This window comes from Actinocorallia aurea (assembly GCF_054783995.1).
The window spans coordinates 97628-111054 of the sequence record NZ_BAAGPQ010000027.1; the positions used below are offsets into that span (position 1 = coordinate 97628).

Annotated in this window: 14 protein-coding genes; 8 read left to right on the forward strand and 6 right to left on the reverse strand. The window is 72.1% G+C overall.

All coding sequences use genetic code 11. The features are described 5' to 3' along the window. Positions 1-37 precede the first annotated feature (37 nt). Complete coding sequence (locus tag ACYVOM_RS29930) at positions 38-895, forward strand: NAD(P)-dependent oxidoreductase (RefSeq protein WP_460306887.1); 858 nt, start codon at positions 38-40, stop codon at positions 893-895. On the opposite strand, the gene ACYVOM_RS29935 is transcribed toward ACYVOM_RS29930, so the two are convergent. The 4 genes from ACYVOM_RS29935 to ACYVOM_RS29950 form a co-directional block, all read right to left on the reverse strand. Next, complete coding sequence (locus ACYVOM_RS29935; RefSeq protein WP_460306888.1) at positions 874-1536, reverse strand: DoxX family protein; 663 nt, start codon at positions 1534-1536, stop codon at positions 874-876. The genes ACYVOM_RS29930 and ACYVOM_RS29935 overlap by 22 nt on opposite strands. 79 nt (positions 1537-1615) lie before the next feature. Then, positions 1616-2563: an AIM24 family protein gene (locus tag ACYVOM_RS29940; RefSeq protein WP_460306889.1), complete on the reverse strand. Its 948-nt coding sequence runs from the start codon at positions 2561-2563 to the stop codon at positions 1616-1618. A 1-nt stretch (position 2564) separates the two neighbouring features. After that, the gene (locus tag ACYVOM_RS29945; protein ID WP_460306890.1) at positions 2565-3215 is read right to left on the reverse strand and encodes an AIM24 family protein; all 651 of its coding nucleotides are present in this window, start codon (positions 3213-3215) and stop codon (positions 2565-2567) included. Continuing rightward, a complete protein-coding gene (locus ACYVOM_RS29950; RefSeq protein WP_460306891.1) occupies positions 3215-3859 on the reverse strand; it encodes an AIM24 family protein in 645 nt (214 codons plus the stop codon). The genes ACYVOM_RS29945 and ACYVOM_RS29950 overlap by 1 nt, the downstream gene beginning before the upstream one ends. Positions 3860-3983: 124 nt before the next feature. Between ACYVOM_RS29950 and ACYVOM_RS29955 the strand changes: the two genes are divergently transcribed. Together ACYVOM_RS29955 and ACYVOM_RS29960 are read left to right on the forward strand one after the other, a co-directional pair. Then, positions 3984-4376, forward strand: a complete 393-nt coding sequence (locus tag ACYVOM_RS29955; RefSeq protein ID WP_460306892.1) for an ABC transporter permease — start codon at positions 3984-3986, stop codon at positions 4374-4376. Between the two features lie 140 nt (positions 4377-4516). Next, the gene (locus ACYVOM_RS29960; RefSeq protein WP_460306893.1) at positions 4517-5641 is read left to right on the forward strand and encodes an EAL domain-containing protein; all 1125 of its coding nucleotides are present in this window, start codon (positions 4517-4519) and stop codon (positions 5639-5641) included. Here ACYVOM_RS29960 and ACYVOM_RS29965 read toward each other — a convergent pair. Next, on the reverse strand, positions 5638-6477 hold the full coding sequence (locus ACYVOM_RS29965) for a VOC family protein (protein WP_460306894.1): 840 nt from the start codon (positions 6475-6477) through the stop codon (positions 5638-5640). The genes ACYVOM_RS29960 and ACYVOM_RS29965 overlap by 4 nt on opposite strands. 213 nt (positions 6478-6690) lie before the next feature. Between ACYVOM_RS29965 and ACYVOM_RS29970 the strand changes: the two genes are divergently transcribed. From ACYVOM_RS29970 to ACYVOM_RS29990, 5 genes are all read left to right on the forward strand, one after another. After that, positions 6691-8289 carry an ABC-F family ATP-binding cassette domain-containing protein gene (locus tag ACYVOM_RS29970; protein WP_460306895.1) on the forward strand — a complete coding sequence of 533 codons (1599 nt, stop codon included), beginning with the start codon at positions 6691-6693 and terminating at the stop codon, positions 8287-8289. Positions 8290-8403: 114 nt separating this feature from the next. Continuing rightward, on the forward strand, positions 8404-8616 hold the full coding sequence (locus tag ACYVOM_RS29975) for a helix-turn-helix domain-containing protein (protein ID WP_123663839.1): 213 nt from the start codon (positions 8404-8406) through the stop codon (positions 8614-8616). A gap of 165 nt (positions 8617-8781) precedes the next feature. After that, positions 8782-9549 (forward strand): enoyl-CoA hydratase/isomerase family protein, encoded by a 768-nt coding sequence (locus tag ACYVOM_RS29980; RefSeq protein WP_460306896.1) that lies wholly within the window; start codon positions 8782-8784, stop codon positions 9547-9549. 92 nt (positions 9550-9641) lie between these two features. Beyond that, a complete protein-coding gene (locus ACYVOM_RS29985) occupies positions 9642-11552 on the forward strand; it encodes an ABC transporter ATP-binding protein (RefSeq protein WP_460306897.1) in 1911 nt (636 codons plus the stop codon). A gap of 72 nt (positions 11553-11624) precedes the next feature. Beyond that, entirely contained in the window at positions 11625-12053 is a 429-nt protein-coding gene (locus ACYVOM_RS29990; RefSeq protein ID WP_460306898.1) for a hypothetical protein, read from the forward strand. Positions 12054-12382: 329 nt separating this feature from the next. Here ACYVOM_RS29990 and ACYVOM_RS29995 read toward each other — a convergent pair whose 3' ends face one another. Continuing rightward, positions 12383-13297 carry a sulfotransferase family protein gene (locus ACYVOM_RS29995; protein ID WP_460306899.1) on the reverse strand — a complete coding sequence of 305 codons (915 nt, stop codon included), beginning with the start codon at positions 13295-13297 and terminating at the stop codon, positions 12383-12385. Positions 13298-13427: the final 130 nt, after the last annotated feature.

Genomic DNA, 13427 nt, shown 5'->3' on the forward strand with positions numbered 1-13427 from the left:
CGGGGAAGGTCGGAAATTGACCTTGAGGAGGGGCCACATGGACGTCGCCGTGCTGGGGACCGGGATCATGGGCGAGCCGATCGCCCGCAACCTGCTCAAGGCCGGGCACCGGGTCCGGGTCTGGAACCGGACGAAGGAGAAGACCGACGCGCTGGCCCGGGAAGGCGCCTACGCGGCTCCCACGCCGCCCGAGGCGGTCGCCGGGGCCGAAGTCGTGTTCACGGTCTTGTACGACGGCGACGCGGCCCTCGACGTCATGCGCCAGGCCGCGCCGGGGCTGCGGCCCGGCGCGCTGTGGGTGCAGTCGTCGACGGCCTCGATCGAGGACGTCGACCTCCTGTACGGCTTCGCCAACGACAACGGCCTGGTCTATGTGGACGCCCCCCTTCTGGGCACGAGGGCCCCGGCCGAGGCGGGCCAGCTGACGATCCTGTGCGCCGCGCCCGACACCGTCTGGACCCCTCTGGAGCCGGTGTTCGACGCGATCGGCTCGCGCACGATCTGGATCGACGACCACGTGGGCGCCGCGACCCGGTTGAAGCTGGTCATCAACTCGTGGGTGCTGGCGGTGAACAACGCGGTGGGGGAGACCCTGGCGCTGGCCAAGGGCCTGGGCGTGGAGCCCCGGCAGTTCCTCGACGCGATCGCCGGCGGCGGCCTCGACGCGGGCTACCTGCGGATGAAGGCCGACCTCATCATGCGCGGCCAGATGTCCCCGCCGAGCTTCGCCGTGGAGACCGCCGCCAAGGACAACCGGCTGATCCTCGCCGCCGCCGAGGAGGCCGGCGTGCGGCTCGACCTCGCCGAGGCGGGCGCCGAGCGCTTCCGCCGCGCCGCGGAACAGGGCCACGAACGCGACGACATGGCGGCCTCCTACTTCGCGTCCTTCTCCTGAGTCTTGCGCGCCCGGGGCCGCCGCGCGCGGGCGACCACGACGTCTCCGGTCTCGGCCCCGGATGAGGGGTCGGCGGGCACTGGATCGCTCACCGGGTTCGACGGCAGCGGCAGGTCGGGTTCGGTGTCGCGGGCCTCGCGCGGAGCCTCCGGCGCGGGCGGGTCCAGGGGCTTGGGGAGGTAGGGGGCGGGGGAGCCGTCGTCGGGCGGGAGGAAGTCGGCGATCTCCTCCTGGCGGGAGCGGCGGACGCTCAGCGCGCGGTCGAGGGTGAGGCCGCCGCCCCCGCCCGCGGCGAACAGCAGGCTCGCGAACCCGAGGACGAAGACGAGCTCGAAGCCGTCCGGCGCGATCAGCCCCTGGTCGACGTTGACGAAGACGAACGCGCCGGCCATGTCGAGGAACAGGGCGAGGCCGACGACGGGCAGTCCGAGGCCGATGATGAGGGCGACCCCGCCGAGGAGTTCGGCGAACGTGGCGTAGACGGCGGCGGCCTTGGCCAGGGGCACGCCCATCCGGTCGAACTCGGTGGCGGTGGCGGTGACCCCGTCCTCGACCTTCAGCCAGCCGTGGGCGACGAAGACGACGCCGACGGCGGTCCGGGCGAGCAGGGCGGCGAAGTCATGCGGACGACTGCTCGGCATGAGGCCGGGTCCTTCCAGTTTGCCGGTGATGGCACGATCTGAGGAACCCGCCCGATTTTCCGGGAGTGCCCGGCCCAGGTCAATCGCGTTGCTGCTCGGCCGCCAGCCGCTGCGCGATGACGTGCTGCATCCGCTGGAGCCCGCCGACGCCCAGCAGCCCGATCTGGCCTTCGAGTTCGCGCAGCTGGGCGGGCGATTCGGTGACCTTCTCCGACGACTGCATGAGCACGGTGCCCGCGCCGGTGAACTCGAACTGGTGCTCCTCGCCCGAGGAAGGCCGCATGCCGAACGCGGCCCGCGCGTGGCCGAGGACCCCGCGCACCGCCCCGTGGTCGTAGTGGTGGAACGGCGTCGGCACGTCGGCCCAGCCGAGGACGGCCTGCGGGTCGACCCGGATCGGCGGCTCGACGAAGTGCACCGGCCCGTTCGAGGAGGCGATGAACTTGCCGCTGCCGACGAGGGTGAGGAACCCGGGGATGATCGACTGCTTGAGGCTCAGCGACGGGTCGAACGCCAGCAGGTTGGCCGCCCGGACGGTGAGGTTGCCTTCCTCCAGGTCGTAGGAGTTGAGGTCGAAGCCGCGGTCGCCGAGCACGAGCTTGCCCTGGCCCTCGGCCACCACCCAGTCGTGCGCGTACAGCGGCGAGTGGAAGTGGCCCGCCACGAGCGCGTCCAGCGGCCCGGCCGACAGGGCCGAGAACCGGATCTGCCCGTAGTAGGCGATCATCTTGCCCTTCTGGATGAACCACCGGCCGTTCAGGTTCACCGAGAAGGAGTAGGGGTTGACGTTGTCGTCGGCGGGCAGGGTCGCCGCGTTGAAGGTCGCGATCTGCGGGAACTGGCCGCCCGCGTGGCCGCCCTGCGGCGGGACCGCGCCGGGAGGCGGGTAGCCGCCCTGCGGCGGGTACTGGGCGGGGTACCCGGGCTGCTGCCCGTACGGCGCGGGCTGGCCGTAGGGCGGCGGCTGCTGCCCGTAGCCGGGCTGCTGGCCGTACGGGTCGTACGGGGGCTGAGGCGGGTAGCCCATGTCAGATCTTCCTCTCGCTGGCCTGGACGTACACCACGCCCTGGCCGGACAGCTCAAGCTGGAATCCCTCGCCCGACCCGCGCCCGATGAGGTCGCGCAGGCCGACGGCGGTCTTCAGCCTGTTCTGGATCTGGCCGCGGTGCCCGACGTAGGCCTGCGGGTCGACGTAGACGGGACGGCCGGGCTGCACCGGGAGCTGGATGACGCCGCCGTGCGACAGCAGCGCGCACGAGCCCTGCCCGGTGAGCGTGGTGGTGAACAGGCCCTGCCCGGTCATCTGGCCGCGGATGACGCCGGACAGCCCGCCCTGCTCGCCCAGGAACATGGTGCCGCGCTGGAGCGAGGCGTCGTGGACCAGGAGCCGGTCGGCCTCGACGTACAGGGTGTCGCCCTGCATCTCGACGATCTCCACGTACAGGCCGTGGTGGCCGAACATCACGCTGCCCTGGCCCGTCACGTGCATCATGCCGGTGTTCTCGCCGGCGAGGGACCGGCCCAGCATCGCGCCGACGCCGGCCCCGGCCGTCACCGAGCCGGTGAAGGTGACCGCGCCGACGTAGCCGAGCATCGCGCCGCGCTTGGAGTACACCTCGTGCCCGGGCCCGATCGGGACCTGGATCATCTTCTTGTTGACCGCGCTGTAGCCGGGCATCAGACCTCCGCCGCGAGTCCGCCGCCGCGCTCGGCGGGCTGGATGTAGACCAGGCCGTGGCCGGTGAAGCGCAGCTGGAAGCTCTCGCCCGAGCCCTGGCCGAGCACGGTGCGCCAGTTCACGTCGGTCACGAACTCCTGCTGGAGCTGGCCGCGGTGCGCCACGTAGGCCTGCGGGTCGACGTGCAGGGGCTGCTGCGCGCTCACCTCCAGGGCGATCGCGGGGCCGTCGGAGAGGATCGCGACGGTCCCGTGGCCCTCGACCTTGGTGGTGGCCAGGCCCTGGCCGGTGGTCATCCCGCGCAGCCCGGTGAACTGCACTCCGGTCTGGAGCTGCCCGTCGAGGGCGAGCAGGCTCGTCGACTCCACGAGCAGGGTGTCGCCCTGCAGCGGCACGAGATTGATCTCGGTCGCCTCGTGGGCCAGGTAGACCGTGCCCTGGCCGCTGATCTCCATGAGGGTGATGGACTCGCCGGCGACCCTGCGGCGCACCGCGCCCATCAGGCCCTCGCCGCCGGTCATCCCCTGCCGTTTGAAACTCATCTGGCCCTCGTAGGCGACCATCGACCCGTTGAGGGCGCGGATGGTCTCGCCCATGAGGTCGACGGCCAGCATGTTCGAGCCGTGCATCCGATACTGCGCCACGCCATGACCCTAACCAGGCGGCACCGGTGGTCGCACCTCGCGCGTCGCATCCGGTCGCAACAGGTAGGGCGACAGGCCACGAAAGATCTACGCGTGAAGCGGCGCTCTGCGCAAGGATGGGGGCATGTGGCTTGCACCGGAACGCCGTGGTCGGCAGGGATGGCTGGTACCCGTCTTCGCGATGCTCGCGGGCGCGGGCGTCGCGGGTTTCCTGGTGTACCGCGAGGAGATGACGGCAGGGCTGGTCGCGGGCGGGGTCCTGCTCGCCTATGGGATCCAGCTCGCCTACCGCAGGGATGAGCGGGGCCTCGCGCTGAGCGAGTCGTTCGGGCAGGGCCGCCGCGGCGGCGCCCACCTGCGGGCGGCGGCGATGACCGGCGACGTGCTGGTCGCCGGGCTGGTCGCGGCGCTGGTGGTGCAGGCGCTGCGCGGCGCGGAGCTCGGCCCGCTGCCTTATCTGGCGGGGGTCGCGGGCGCGACCTATCTGATCTCGATCGTCGTCGCACGCGACTTCTGAGACGGGTTCGCGCGGCTTTCGGGCACGATCGGGCGGTTCCGCACCCTGGGACGCCGTGGTTCAGGCGGCTTGGGCGAAATCTGGGTGAACGTCTGGCCTGACCGGTGGCTCGCCGTCCTCAGCGGCGGGATGATGCCGTTGTGGCAGTACTGGACACCCCGCTCTCGGCAGGTGTCGCCGGAGGCGCCCTCTTCGAGCCCGTCGTCGACCTCGACGCGGGCACCGTCGTCGCCGTCACCGCGCACACCGGGCCGCCGCTTCCGGCCGAGCTCAGCGCCGATCCCGCGGCCGAGGACGTGCGCCGGGCCGTCGAGGGGGCCAGGGCGCTCGGCGGCGTGCCGCTCCCGCTGCGGGTCACTCTGCGGGCCGAGACGCTCGCGCTCGGCCGCGGCCCGCTCACCCGGCTGCACCACGGACTGCACGAGGCGGGGCGCAAGCCCAGGGACGTGATCGTGTGCGTCGCCGGGGGCTTCCCGCCCGCCGTGCGCGCCGCCGTCGCCGCGGGCGTCTCCGACCTGCGCCACGCCGGCTACCCCGTGGCGTTCGGCGGGCTCGGCGCCGTGCACGCGCCGCTCGACCTGCTCATCGAGGGCACCCCGTCGATGGTCGAACTGGACCGCGACCTGGGCCGCCGCGCGGTCGCCGACCCGCGCCGCGCCGCTCTCGTGGCGGGCCTCGTCACCGTCGCGCACCGGGTCGGGACCCGCGTCCTCGCCCCCGGCGTGCAGACCGACGAGCAGCTCGCCAAGCTGCGCGCGCTCGGCGTCCGGCTCGTCCAGGGCCCGCTGCTCACGCCGCGCGACTGGCGCCCCGGCCAGCCGGTGCCGATGCCCGTGCCGGTCGCCGAGGAGACCTACGGCACGGCCGACCTCGGGCCGCGCGTCTCGGAGTTCACCCTGCCCGCGGTGACGATGCCCGACAGCGCCAGCGCCGGCGAGGTGCTCGAAGCGCTCGCGGGCGCCGACGGCACCGGCAGCATCGTGCTCATCGACGAGCGGCACCGGCCGCGCGCGACGGTCAACAAGTCGCGGTTCCTGCTCAGCCTGTCCGGCCCGTTCGGGCACGCGCTGCACGCGAGCAAGCCCGCCGTCCGCCTCGCCGACCAGCCCCGGCTCGTGCCCCGGACCGTTCCCGCAGTCGCGGCGCTGCGCGCGGCGGGCCGGGACGAGGAGCGCGTCTACGACGATCTCGTCGTCATCGACGAGATCGGCCGCTGCCAGGGCGTCGTGCGGGTCGCCGACCTGATCCGGGCCCTCTCGCGCTAGCGCCGGCCCAGAGGGCGCCGTCGTGCCTTGGCCGGGCCTCCCTTGCCGCCCTTGGGCACCGAGATCGCCGCGAACTCGGCGCCGGACGGGTCGGTGAGCACGGCGAAGCGCCCGAACGGCGAGTTCATCGCGGGCTGGACCACCCGGCCGCCGAGGCCCGCCGCCGCCTTGGCGGCCCTGTCGGCGTTCTCGACGCCGAAGTAGACCTTCCACGCCGCACGGCCCCCCGCCGCCCGCAGATGCGCCGCGGGGACCCCGAAGACCCCGCAGGCGGGCCGGCCGCCCGCGCTGAGCACGTGGTAGTCGACGCCCTTCTGCAGGGGCGCGGAGGTGACGCCGAAGACCGCGTCGTAGAACCGGAGGGCCGCCGCGGTGTCGGAGGTGACCAGCTCGTTCCAGACGAGGGCGCCCGGTGCGTCGGCGATCTCCGCGCCGACCCGGCCCGGGCCCTCCCACAGACCGAACGGGGCGCCCTGCGGGTCGGTGAGGCTCGCCCTGCGTTCGGTCGGCTCCCCTGGGGCCCGGGGGTCGGGGAACGGGGCGGCGGGGGAGTCCACGGCCGCGCCCGCCGTGGCGGCGCGCTCCACGGCGCCGGCGCAGTCCTCGGTGGCGAAGGAGAGGCCCCAGAAGGGCGCGTCCTTGTGGTCGCCGTTGACGCCCGCCGCGGCCTTCCCGCCGCGCCTGGCGACGAGGCGCTGCCCGTGCTCGGCCCCGGCGTCCTCGAACTCCCAGCCCAGGAGCTCGCCGTAGAAGGCCTGGGCGGCCGCGGCGTCCGGCGTGTTGAGGGTCATCCAGCAGGGCGTCCCCTGGGGCGGTCCTCCGGTGTTCTCGGGCATGGTCCCCCCATGTCGTCGGTGCTTGCTCGGCCCATCATCCCGGCCGTCCGCGGCGGCGCGGGCGGCCGGTGCCCCGGAACAGGTGATCCGAAACCGGTTCGCGGGCCGGAACGGGCGACACGTAGACTATGGGTGCTCCCGTGCCTCCGCCGTGTCCAGCGGGATGGGCAGGCGTCGAGCGGAGCGTTCTCACGTCCCCGGGGGAGTCCTCACTTGATCATCGCGAAAGACATCGAGCTGCGCGCCGGAGCCCGGCTGCTGATCGACAACGTGACCTTCCGCATCAATCCCGGCGACCGGGTGGGCCTGGTCGGCCGCAACGGCGCGGGCAAGACGACGCTGACCAAGGTGCTCGCGGGCGAGGCGCTGCCCGCCGCGGGCGAGATCACCCGCTCGGGCACCCTCGGCTACCTGCCGCAGGACCCGCGCTCGGGAGACCTGGAGGTCCTCGCGCGCGACCGGATCCTCGCCGCCCGCGGCCTGGACGAGGTCTTCCGCCAGCTCCGGGCCGCCGAGGAGGCGATGTCCACCCAGACGGGCGCGGCCCGCGACAAGGCGGTGCGCAAGTACGGCCGGGCCGAGGACCGCCTGCACGTGCTGGGCGGCTACGCGGCCGAGTCCGAGGCCGCCGCGATCTCCTCCAGTCTCGGCCTGCCCGACCGGATCATGACCCAGCCGCTGAGCACCCTGTCGGGTGGTCAGCGCCGCAGGGTGGAGCTGGCCCGCATCCTGTTCTCGGGCGCCGACACGCTCCTGCTGGACGAGCCCACCAACCACCTCGACGCCGACTCGATCGTCTGGCTGCGGGACTTCCTGAAGGGCCACCAGGGCGGCCTGGCGATCATCAGCCACGACGTGGGCCTGCTGGAGGCCGTGGTGAACCGGGTCTTCCACCTGGACGCCAACCGGTCGGTGATCGACGTCTACAACGTCGGCTGGAAGAAGTACCTGGACACCCGCGAGACCGACGAGAAGCGGCGCAAGCGCGAGTACGCCAACGCGGCCCGCCAGGCCGGAGCGCTCCAGACGCAGGCCGACAAGATGCGCGCCAAGGCCACCAAGGCCAAGGCCGCCCAGCAGATGCTGAAGCGCGCCGACAGGCTGCTGGCGGGCGTCGAGGGCGAGCGGCAGGCCGACCGGGTGGCCAAACTGCGCTTCCCGGAGCCCGCCCCGTGCGGTAAAACCCCCCTCACCGCGGAGGGTTTGTCTAAATCGTACGGTTCTTTGGAGATTTTCACAGATGTCGGACTCGCCATCGACCGGGGCAGTCGGGTGGTCGTGCTTGGACTGAACGGCGCGGGGAAAACGACACTGCTCCGCCTGCTCGGGGGAGTCGAAAAGCCCGATACCGGAAGTGTTGTCGCGGGTCACGGACTTCGTCTGGGTTACTACGCGCAGGAGCATGAAACTCTCGATCACGACCGTTCCGTCCTGGACAACATGAAGTCCGCGGCGCCCGATCTGCCCGAGGTGGAGGCGCGCAAGGTCCTGGGGTCGTTCCTGTTCGTCGGAGACGACGTGGACAAGCCCGCCGGGGTGCTCTCGGGCGGTGAGAAGACCAGGCTGGCCCTGGCCACGCTGGTGGTCTCCCGGGCCAACGTGCTGCTGCTCGACGAGCCCACCAACAACCTCGATCCGGCCAGCCGCGAGGAGATCCTCGGGGCCATCAACACCTTCACCGGTGCCATAGTCATGGTCACCCACGACGAAGGCGCGGTGACGGCACTCCAACCGGAACGCGTGATTTTGCTCCCCGATGGTGTCGAAGACATCTGGAGTGACGAATTCGCCGATCTGGTGGCTCTGGCTTGACCTTCTGAGCAAGCAAGCAGATCTTTTCTGGCCTACCGGGTAGCCGTGACGGCAAAGATGTCTGATCATGGGGGCAGATACGCAGCGGTCACCACATCACTACGGGAGGTACTCGTGGCAGAAACCCTGAAGAAGGGCACCCGCGTGACCGGTGCCGAGCGCGACAAGCTCGCCGGCGAGCTCAAGAAGCGGTACGACGCCGGAGAGAGCATCCGCGCCCTGGCAGCCGCCACCGGCCGCTCCTATGGATTCATCCACCGGATACTCACCGAATCCGGAGTGAACCTCCGGGGCCGAGGCGGCGCCACGCGGGGCAAGAAGGCCTGATCGTCCGGGCCGTCCCGCGACGACCCGGACGCCCGCCACGCACGACGTCGAACCGATACACCCGAGTAACATTCGGTTCGGTCGCGGTGGCGGGCCCGGGGTCCGCGTCCGCGCCTTGGGCACCGGTCTGGCCGTCAGGCCGGGCCCCTGTGAGGAAGGCGTGACATGACGGATCTGGAGCGTGCCGGGCTGCGGCTCGAGTACAACCACGACGGCGCGGTGGCGGAGATCTCGCTGAACCGCCCAGAGCGGCGCAACGCGCAGTCGCCGGCCATGTGGGCCGGGCTCGCCTCGCTCGGCGCGGAGCTGCCCGAGACCGTCCGGATCATCGTGCTGAAGGGCGAGGGACCCTCGTTCTCCGCGGGTCTGGACATCCGCGCGTTCACGCCCGAGGGCATCCCCGGTGAGGGCCCCGCGATGCCGGCCGGCGTGACCCGCCCGGAGATGGCCGATCTGATCGGCGTCTACCAGGAGGGCTTCCGCTGGCTGCGGGACCCGCGCTTCACCACGATCGCCGCCGTGCACGGCCACGCGATCGGCGCGGGCTTCCAGCTCGCCCTGTCCTGCGATCTGCGGATCGCCGCCGAGGGCACCCGGTTCTGCATGAAGGAGCCCGCGCTCGGCCTCGTGCCCGACCTCACCGGCACCAAGCCGCTCGTCGACATCGTCGGCCTGCCGCGCGCGCTGGAGCTGTGCCTGACGGCCCGCGACGTCTACGCCGAAGAGGCCCGCGAACTGGGCCTGGTCGAGAAGGTCGTCAAGCCCGAGGACCTCGCCGGAACGGTCGACGAGCTCGTCGCCGCGCTGCTCAAGATCGACGCGGGCGCCGCGCGGGCCACCAAGGCCCTGCTCCAGCAGGCTCCCGGCAACAGCCTTGACGAGCAGTGCCGCGCCGAGCGCGAGGCCCAGGTGCTGCGCATGGTGCCCGAATAGGAATAAGCGGCATGATCGTCTGGCTTTATTGGCGACGGTCCTCGCGGACGTCGAGGATCGCAATCCGTGGAAGCGGGCGAAGGGACTGACGGATGGGCATGCCGGGCAACGGATTCGCGACGATGAGCTCCTACCGCAGGGACCCGTCGGTCAAGCACGCGAAGCTGAAGCCCGGCACCGTCCGCCGCATCGTCACCTACGCCCGCCCCTACAAGCGGGACATGGCCTGGTTCCTCGGCCTGAACGCGGTGTCCGCCGCGATCGGCGTGGCCGGACCGCTGATGATGAAGCCGATCATCGACCAGGGCGTCGTGCCGGGGAACCTCGCCGTCGTGATCTGGCTGGCGGTGGGCCTCGCGGTGCTGGCCCTGCTCGACGCGGTCCTGTCCCTCGGCCAGCGCTGGTACTCCGCGCGGGTGGGCGAGGGGCTGATCTACGACCTGCGCACCCAGGTCTTCGACCACGTCCAGCGGATGCCCGTCGCCTTCTTCGTGCGGGCGCAGACCGGCGCGCTGGTCTCCCGGCTGAACAGCGACGTGATCGGCGCCCAGCGCGCGCTGACGACCACGCTGTCCTCGGTCGTCTCCAACGTGATCAGCCTGGTGCTGGTCCTCATCACGATGTTCTACCTGTCGTGGCCGATCACGCTCATCGCGCTGGTGCTCCTGCCCGTCTTCATCATCCCCGCCAAGATCGTCGGCCGCCGCCTGCAGCGCATCAGCCGCGAGTCGATGGTGCTGGACGCCGAGATGGGCTCGCTCATGACCGAGCGGTTCAACGTGGCGGGCGCCATGCTCGCCAAGCTCTACGGGCGCCCCGCCGACGAGTCCGAGGGCTTCTCCGGCCGTGCGGGGCGGGTCCGCGACGTCGGCGTGCTCTCCGCGATGTACGGCCGGGTGATCTTCACCGCGCTGACCCTGATCTCCGCCCTGGCCACCGCGGCCATCTACGGCGTCGGCGGCGCGCTGACCATCTCGGGGGCCATGGAGATCGGCACCCTCGTGGCCCTCGCCGCGCTGCTCAGCCGCATGTACGGCCCGCTGACGGCGCTGTCGAACGTCCAGGTGGACGTGATGACGGCGCTGGTCAGCTTCGACCGCGTCTTCGAGGTCCTGGACCTGGAGCCCATGGTCGAGGAGCGGCCGGGCGCCCGGGCGCTGCCCGACCCGGGGGAGGGGGAGCCCGCCGCGCCGGAGGTGGAGTTCGACCACGTGACGTTCCGGTACCCGGCGGCCGAGGAGGTGTCCCTGGCGTCGCTGGAGTCGATCGCGCGGACCGACACCGCGCCGTCGCGCGAGGTGCTGCACGACGTGTCGTTCACCGCCGGGCCCGGGAAGATGATCGCGCTCGTCGGGCACTCGGGGGCGGGCAAGAGCACGATGACCCAGCTCGTCTCCCGGCTCTACGACGTCACCGGCGGGGCCGTCCGGATCGGCGGGGTCGACGTGCGGGACCTGACGTTCGCGTCCCTGGCGCGGACCGTCGGCGTGGTCACCCAGGAGGCCCACATGTTCCACGCGACGATCGGCGACAACCTCCGCTACGCCAAGCCCGACGCCACCGACGCGGAGATCATGGCAGCCCTCGCCGACGCGCAGGTCGCCGAGCTCGTCGAGGACATGCCCGACGGCCTGGAGACCGTGGTCGGCGACCGCGGGTACCGCCTGTCGGGCGGGGAGAAGCAGCGGATGGCGATCGCCAGGCTGCTGCTGAAGGCCCCCGCCGTCGTCGTGCTGGACGAGGCCACCGCGCACTTGGACTCCGAGTCGGAGGCCGCGGTGCAGAAGGCGCTGCGCACCGCCCTGGCGGGCCGCACCTCGCTGGTGATCGCGCACCGGCTGTCCACGATCCGCGAGGCCGACGAGATCCTCGTCGTCTCCGACGGCACGATCGCCGAGCGCGGCGGCCACGACGAGCTGCTGGCCCGGGGCGGCCTCTACGCCGAGCTGTACCGCACCCAGTTCGCCCGCCAGGAGGACCCCGCCGCCACTCCGCTAGGCTAGTGACACTAAGCTTACTTTTGGTGACCGAGCGTGGTCACCGGGGAAGTGGGTCACGGTCTCGGGGGAGAAGCCATGATCAAGGTGATGGGGGCGGGCCTGGCCGTCTGCCTCGCGCTCGCGGGATGCTCCAGCGACGTCCCGGGTGCCCGATCGTCGCCGAAGAGCTTCACCGGACCGCCCTACGGCTCCCGCGCGACCGCCACGGTGACCGTCGCGGGCAAGACCGTCACCGTGACGCCCAAGCCCACCGGGGTCGCGGCCGAGGGGCGGGCCTGCCAGGTCGAGGGCTTCGTCGGCAAGAACGCCGCGGGCCGCCAGGTGCGGTGCGTGAAGAAGACCGGCGAGACGAAGACCGTCTGGGTCGTCGACACCGGCGCCAACGGCGACGGCACCGTCCGGCCCGGCGAGCCCTGCCCCGCCGAGGGCGCGATCGGGCGCAGCGGCGGGCTCAATTACACGTGCGTCAAGGTGGCGGGCCGGAACATCTGGCGTCCCGCCTGACGGCTTTGCGCGTTCTTTCGATTTCCGGGGAGTTCTCCGGACCGCGCGCCCGCGTTGGCGCGGCGGCCACCGGGAAGGCCGACCCTGGCCCCATCGGCGCCGTTCAGGCACCCAGGCACGACGTGGAGATCTCCTTGCACCGGTTCCTTGTCCGTCTCACCGCCCTCGTCGTCGGCGCGGCCGCGACCGGCATGGCCATCGGCTGGCTGGCCGACGACCTGAAGCCCGCCGCCCGCCCGTTCGAGTGACGCCCTGCGCATGACCGAGGCCTGCACATGACCCGGCTCTCTGCATGCCCGGCTCTGCGAGCGGCCCCGTCTTCGCGGGGTTCAGTCGTCCGCGTAGCCCAGCCGCTCCAGCTCCCGCCCAGCGATCTTGTGCACCTGCGCGATCTGCCGGGCGGTGAGCCGCGCGCGCCACCCCTCGCCAGGATCCGCGCCGGGCACGGCGGGCAGCCCGCGCCGGCCGTCGGGGCGGTGCCGCGCCGCGGCCGCGGTGAGCGCCTCGGCCGACACCTCCTCGTCGAGGTGGCCGGCGAGCCGGACGGCTGCCGCCGCGGGATCGGCGACGATCTCCTCCATCCGCAGGGTGAGCAGTTGCTCCTCCGGGACCTGCGCGCGCAGCGCCGCGCTGAGCCGGACCGAGCCGCGCCACCGCAGCGCGCACTTGATCGCCGTCGACGACTCCGCCCAGCGGGACCGCCACGCCGGATCGTCGACCCCGAGGAACGGGTGCGGGAAGACATGGTCGATATTGAGGATGCCGGGCCGGAACCAGGCGAGGCACCGCTCGTCGGCGAGCATGTCGGCGACGACGTCGCGGCCGTCCCGGATGACCTGGACGAACTGGGCGTCGGGGAAGGCGTCGAGCAGGACGTCGGTGCTGTAGATCAGGTCGGGGGTGGCGTCGGCGAACCTGCGCACCTCCGCGGGGTCGGCGCACGGTCCGGCCGCTCCCGGCCCGGACAGCGCCCGGCACTCCGCGGAGCACTCGGCGCACGAGTCCGGGCCGAGCCGCCACGCCTCGGCGAAGGCGTCGCGCAGCACCCGTGCGGCGCCCCGGCCGCTGTCGGACGCCATCGACGGCCGCCGCGCGAACGCGTACACCATCTTCGTCACCGACGGCCTGCCCCGGGTGAGATGGAAGCCCGGGGAGCGTTTGACGGTCCGGGCCACCATGCCGGTGCCGGAGTGGGGGGCGCCCATGACGAACACGGGCCGCCGGACCTTGGTCCCGTTGACCACGAGAATGTGCGGGGTATGAGACTGTTGCCCGATTGAGTGCCTGTAAGTGTTCATGAGTGTCTTTGAGGTCTCTCTGGCTGCCGACGAGTGTTATGTGCGGTTTCTTCTGCGGTGTCGGTGGTGTCGGGAG

What these genes read in the sequence shown, in the direction of transcription:
- ACYVOM_RS29955 (WP_460306892.1), top strand. Translation starts at nt 3,984, where the DNA reads ATGTGGCTTGCACCGGAACGCCGTGGTCGGCAGGGATGGCTGGTACCC.
- ACYVOM_RS29940 (WP_460306889.1), bottom strand. Translation starts at nt 2,563, where the DNA reads ATGGGCTACCCGCCTCAGCCCCCGTACGACCCGTACGGCCAGCAGCCC.
- ACYVOM_RS29935 (WP_460306888.1), bottom strand. Translation starts at nt 1,536, where the DNA reads ATGCCGAGCAGTCGTCCGCATGACTTCGCCGCCCTGCTCGCCCGGACC.
- ACYVOM_RS29930 (WP_460306887.1), top strand. Translation starts at nt 38, where the DNA reads ATGGACGTCGCCGTGCTGGGGACCGGGATCATGGGCGAGCCGATCGCC.
- ACYVOM_RS29945 (WP_460306890.1), bottom strand. Translation starts at nt 3,215, where the DNA reads ATGCCCGGCTACAGCGCGGTCAACAAGAAGATGATCCAGGTCCCGATC.
- ACYVOM_RS29990 (WP_460306898.1), top strand. Translation starts at nt 11,625, where the DNA reads ATGATCAAGGTGATGGGGGCGGGCCTGGCCGTCTGCCTCGCGCTCGCG.
- ACYVOM_RS29980 (WP_460306896.1), top strand. Translation starts at nt 8,782, where the DNA reads ATGACGGATCTGGAGCGTGCCGGGCTGCGGCTCGAGTACAACCACGAC.
- ACYVOM_RS29985 (WP_460306897.1), top strand. Translation starts at nt 9,642, where the DNA reads ATGGGCATGCCGGGCAACGGATTCGCGACGATGAGCTCCTACCGCAGG.
- ACYVOM_RS29965 (WP_460306894.1), bottom strand. Translation starts at nt 6,477, where the DNA reads ATGCCCGAGAACACCGGAGGACCGCCCCAGGGGACGCCCTGCTGGATG.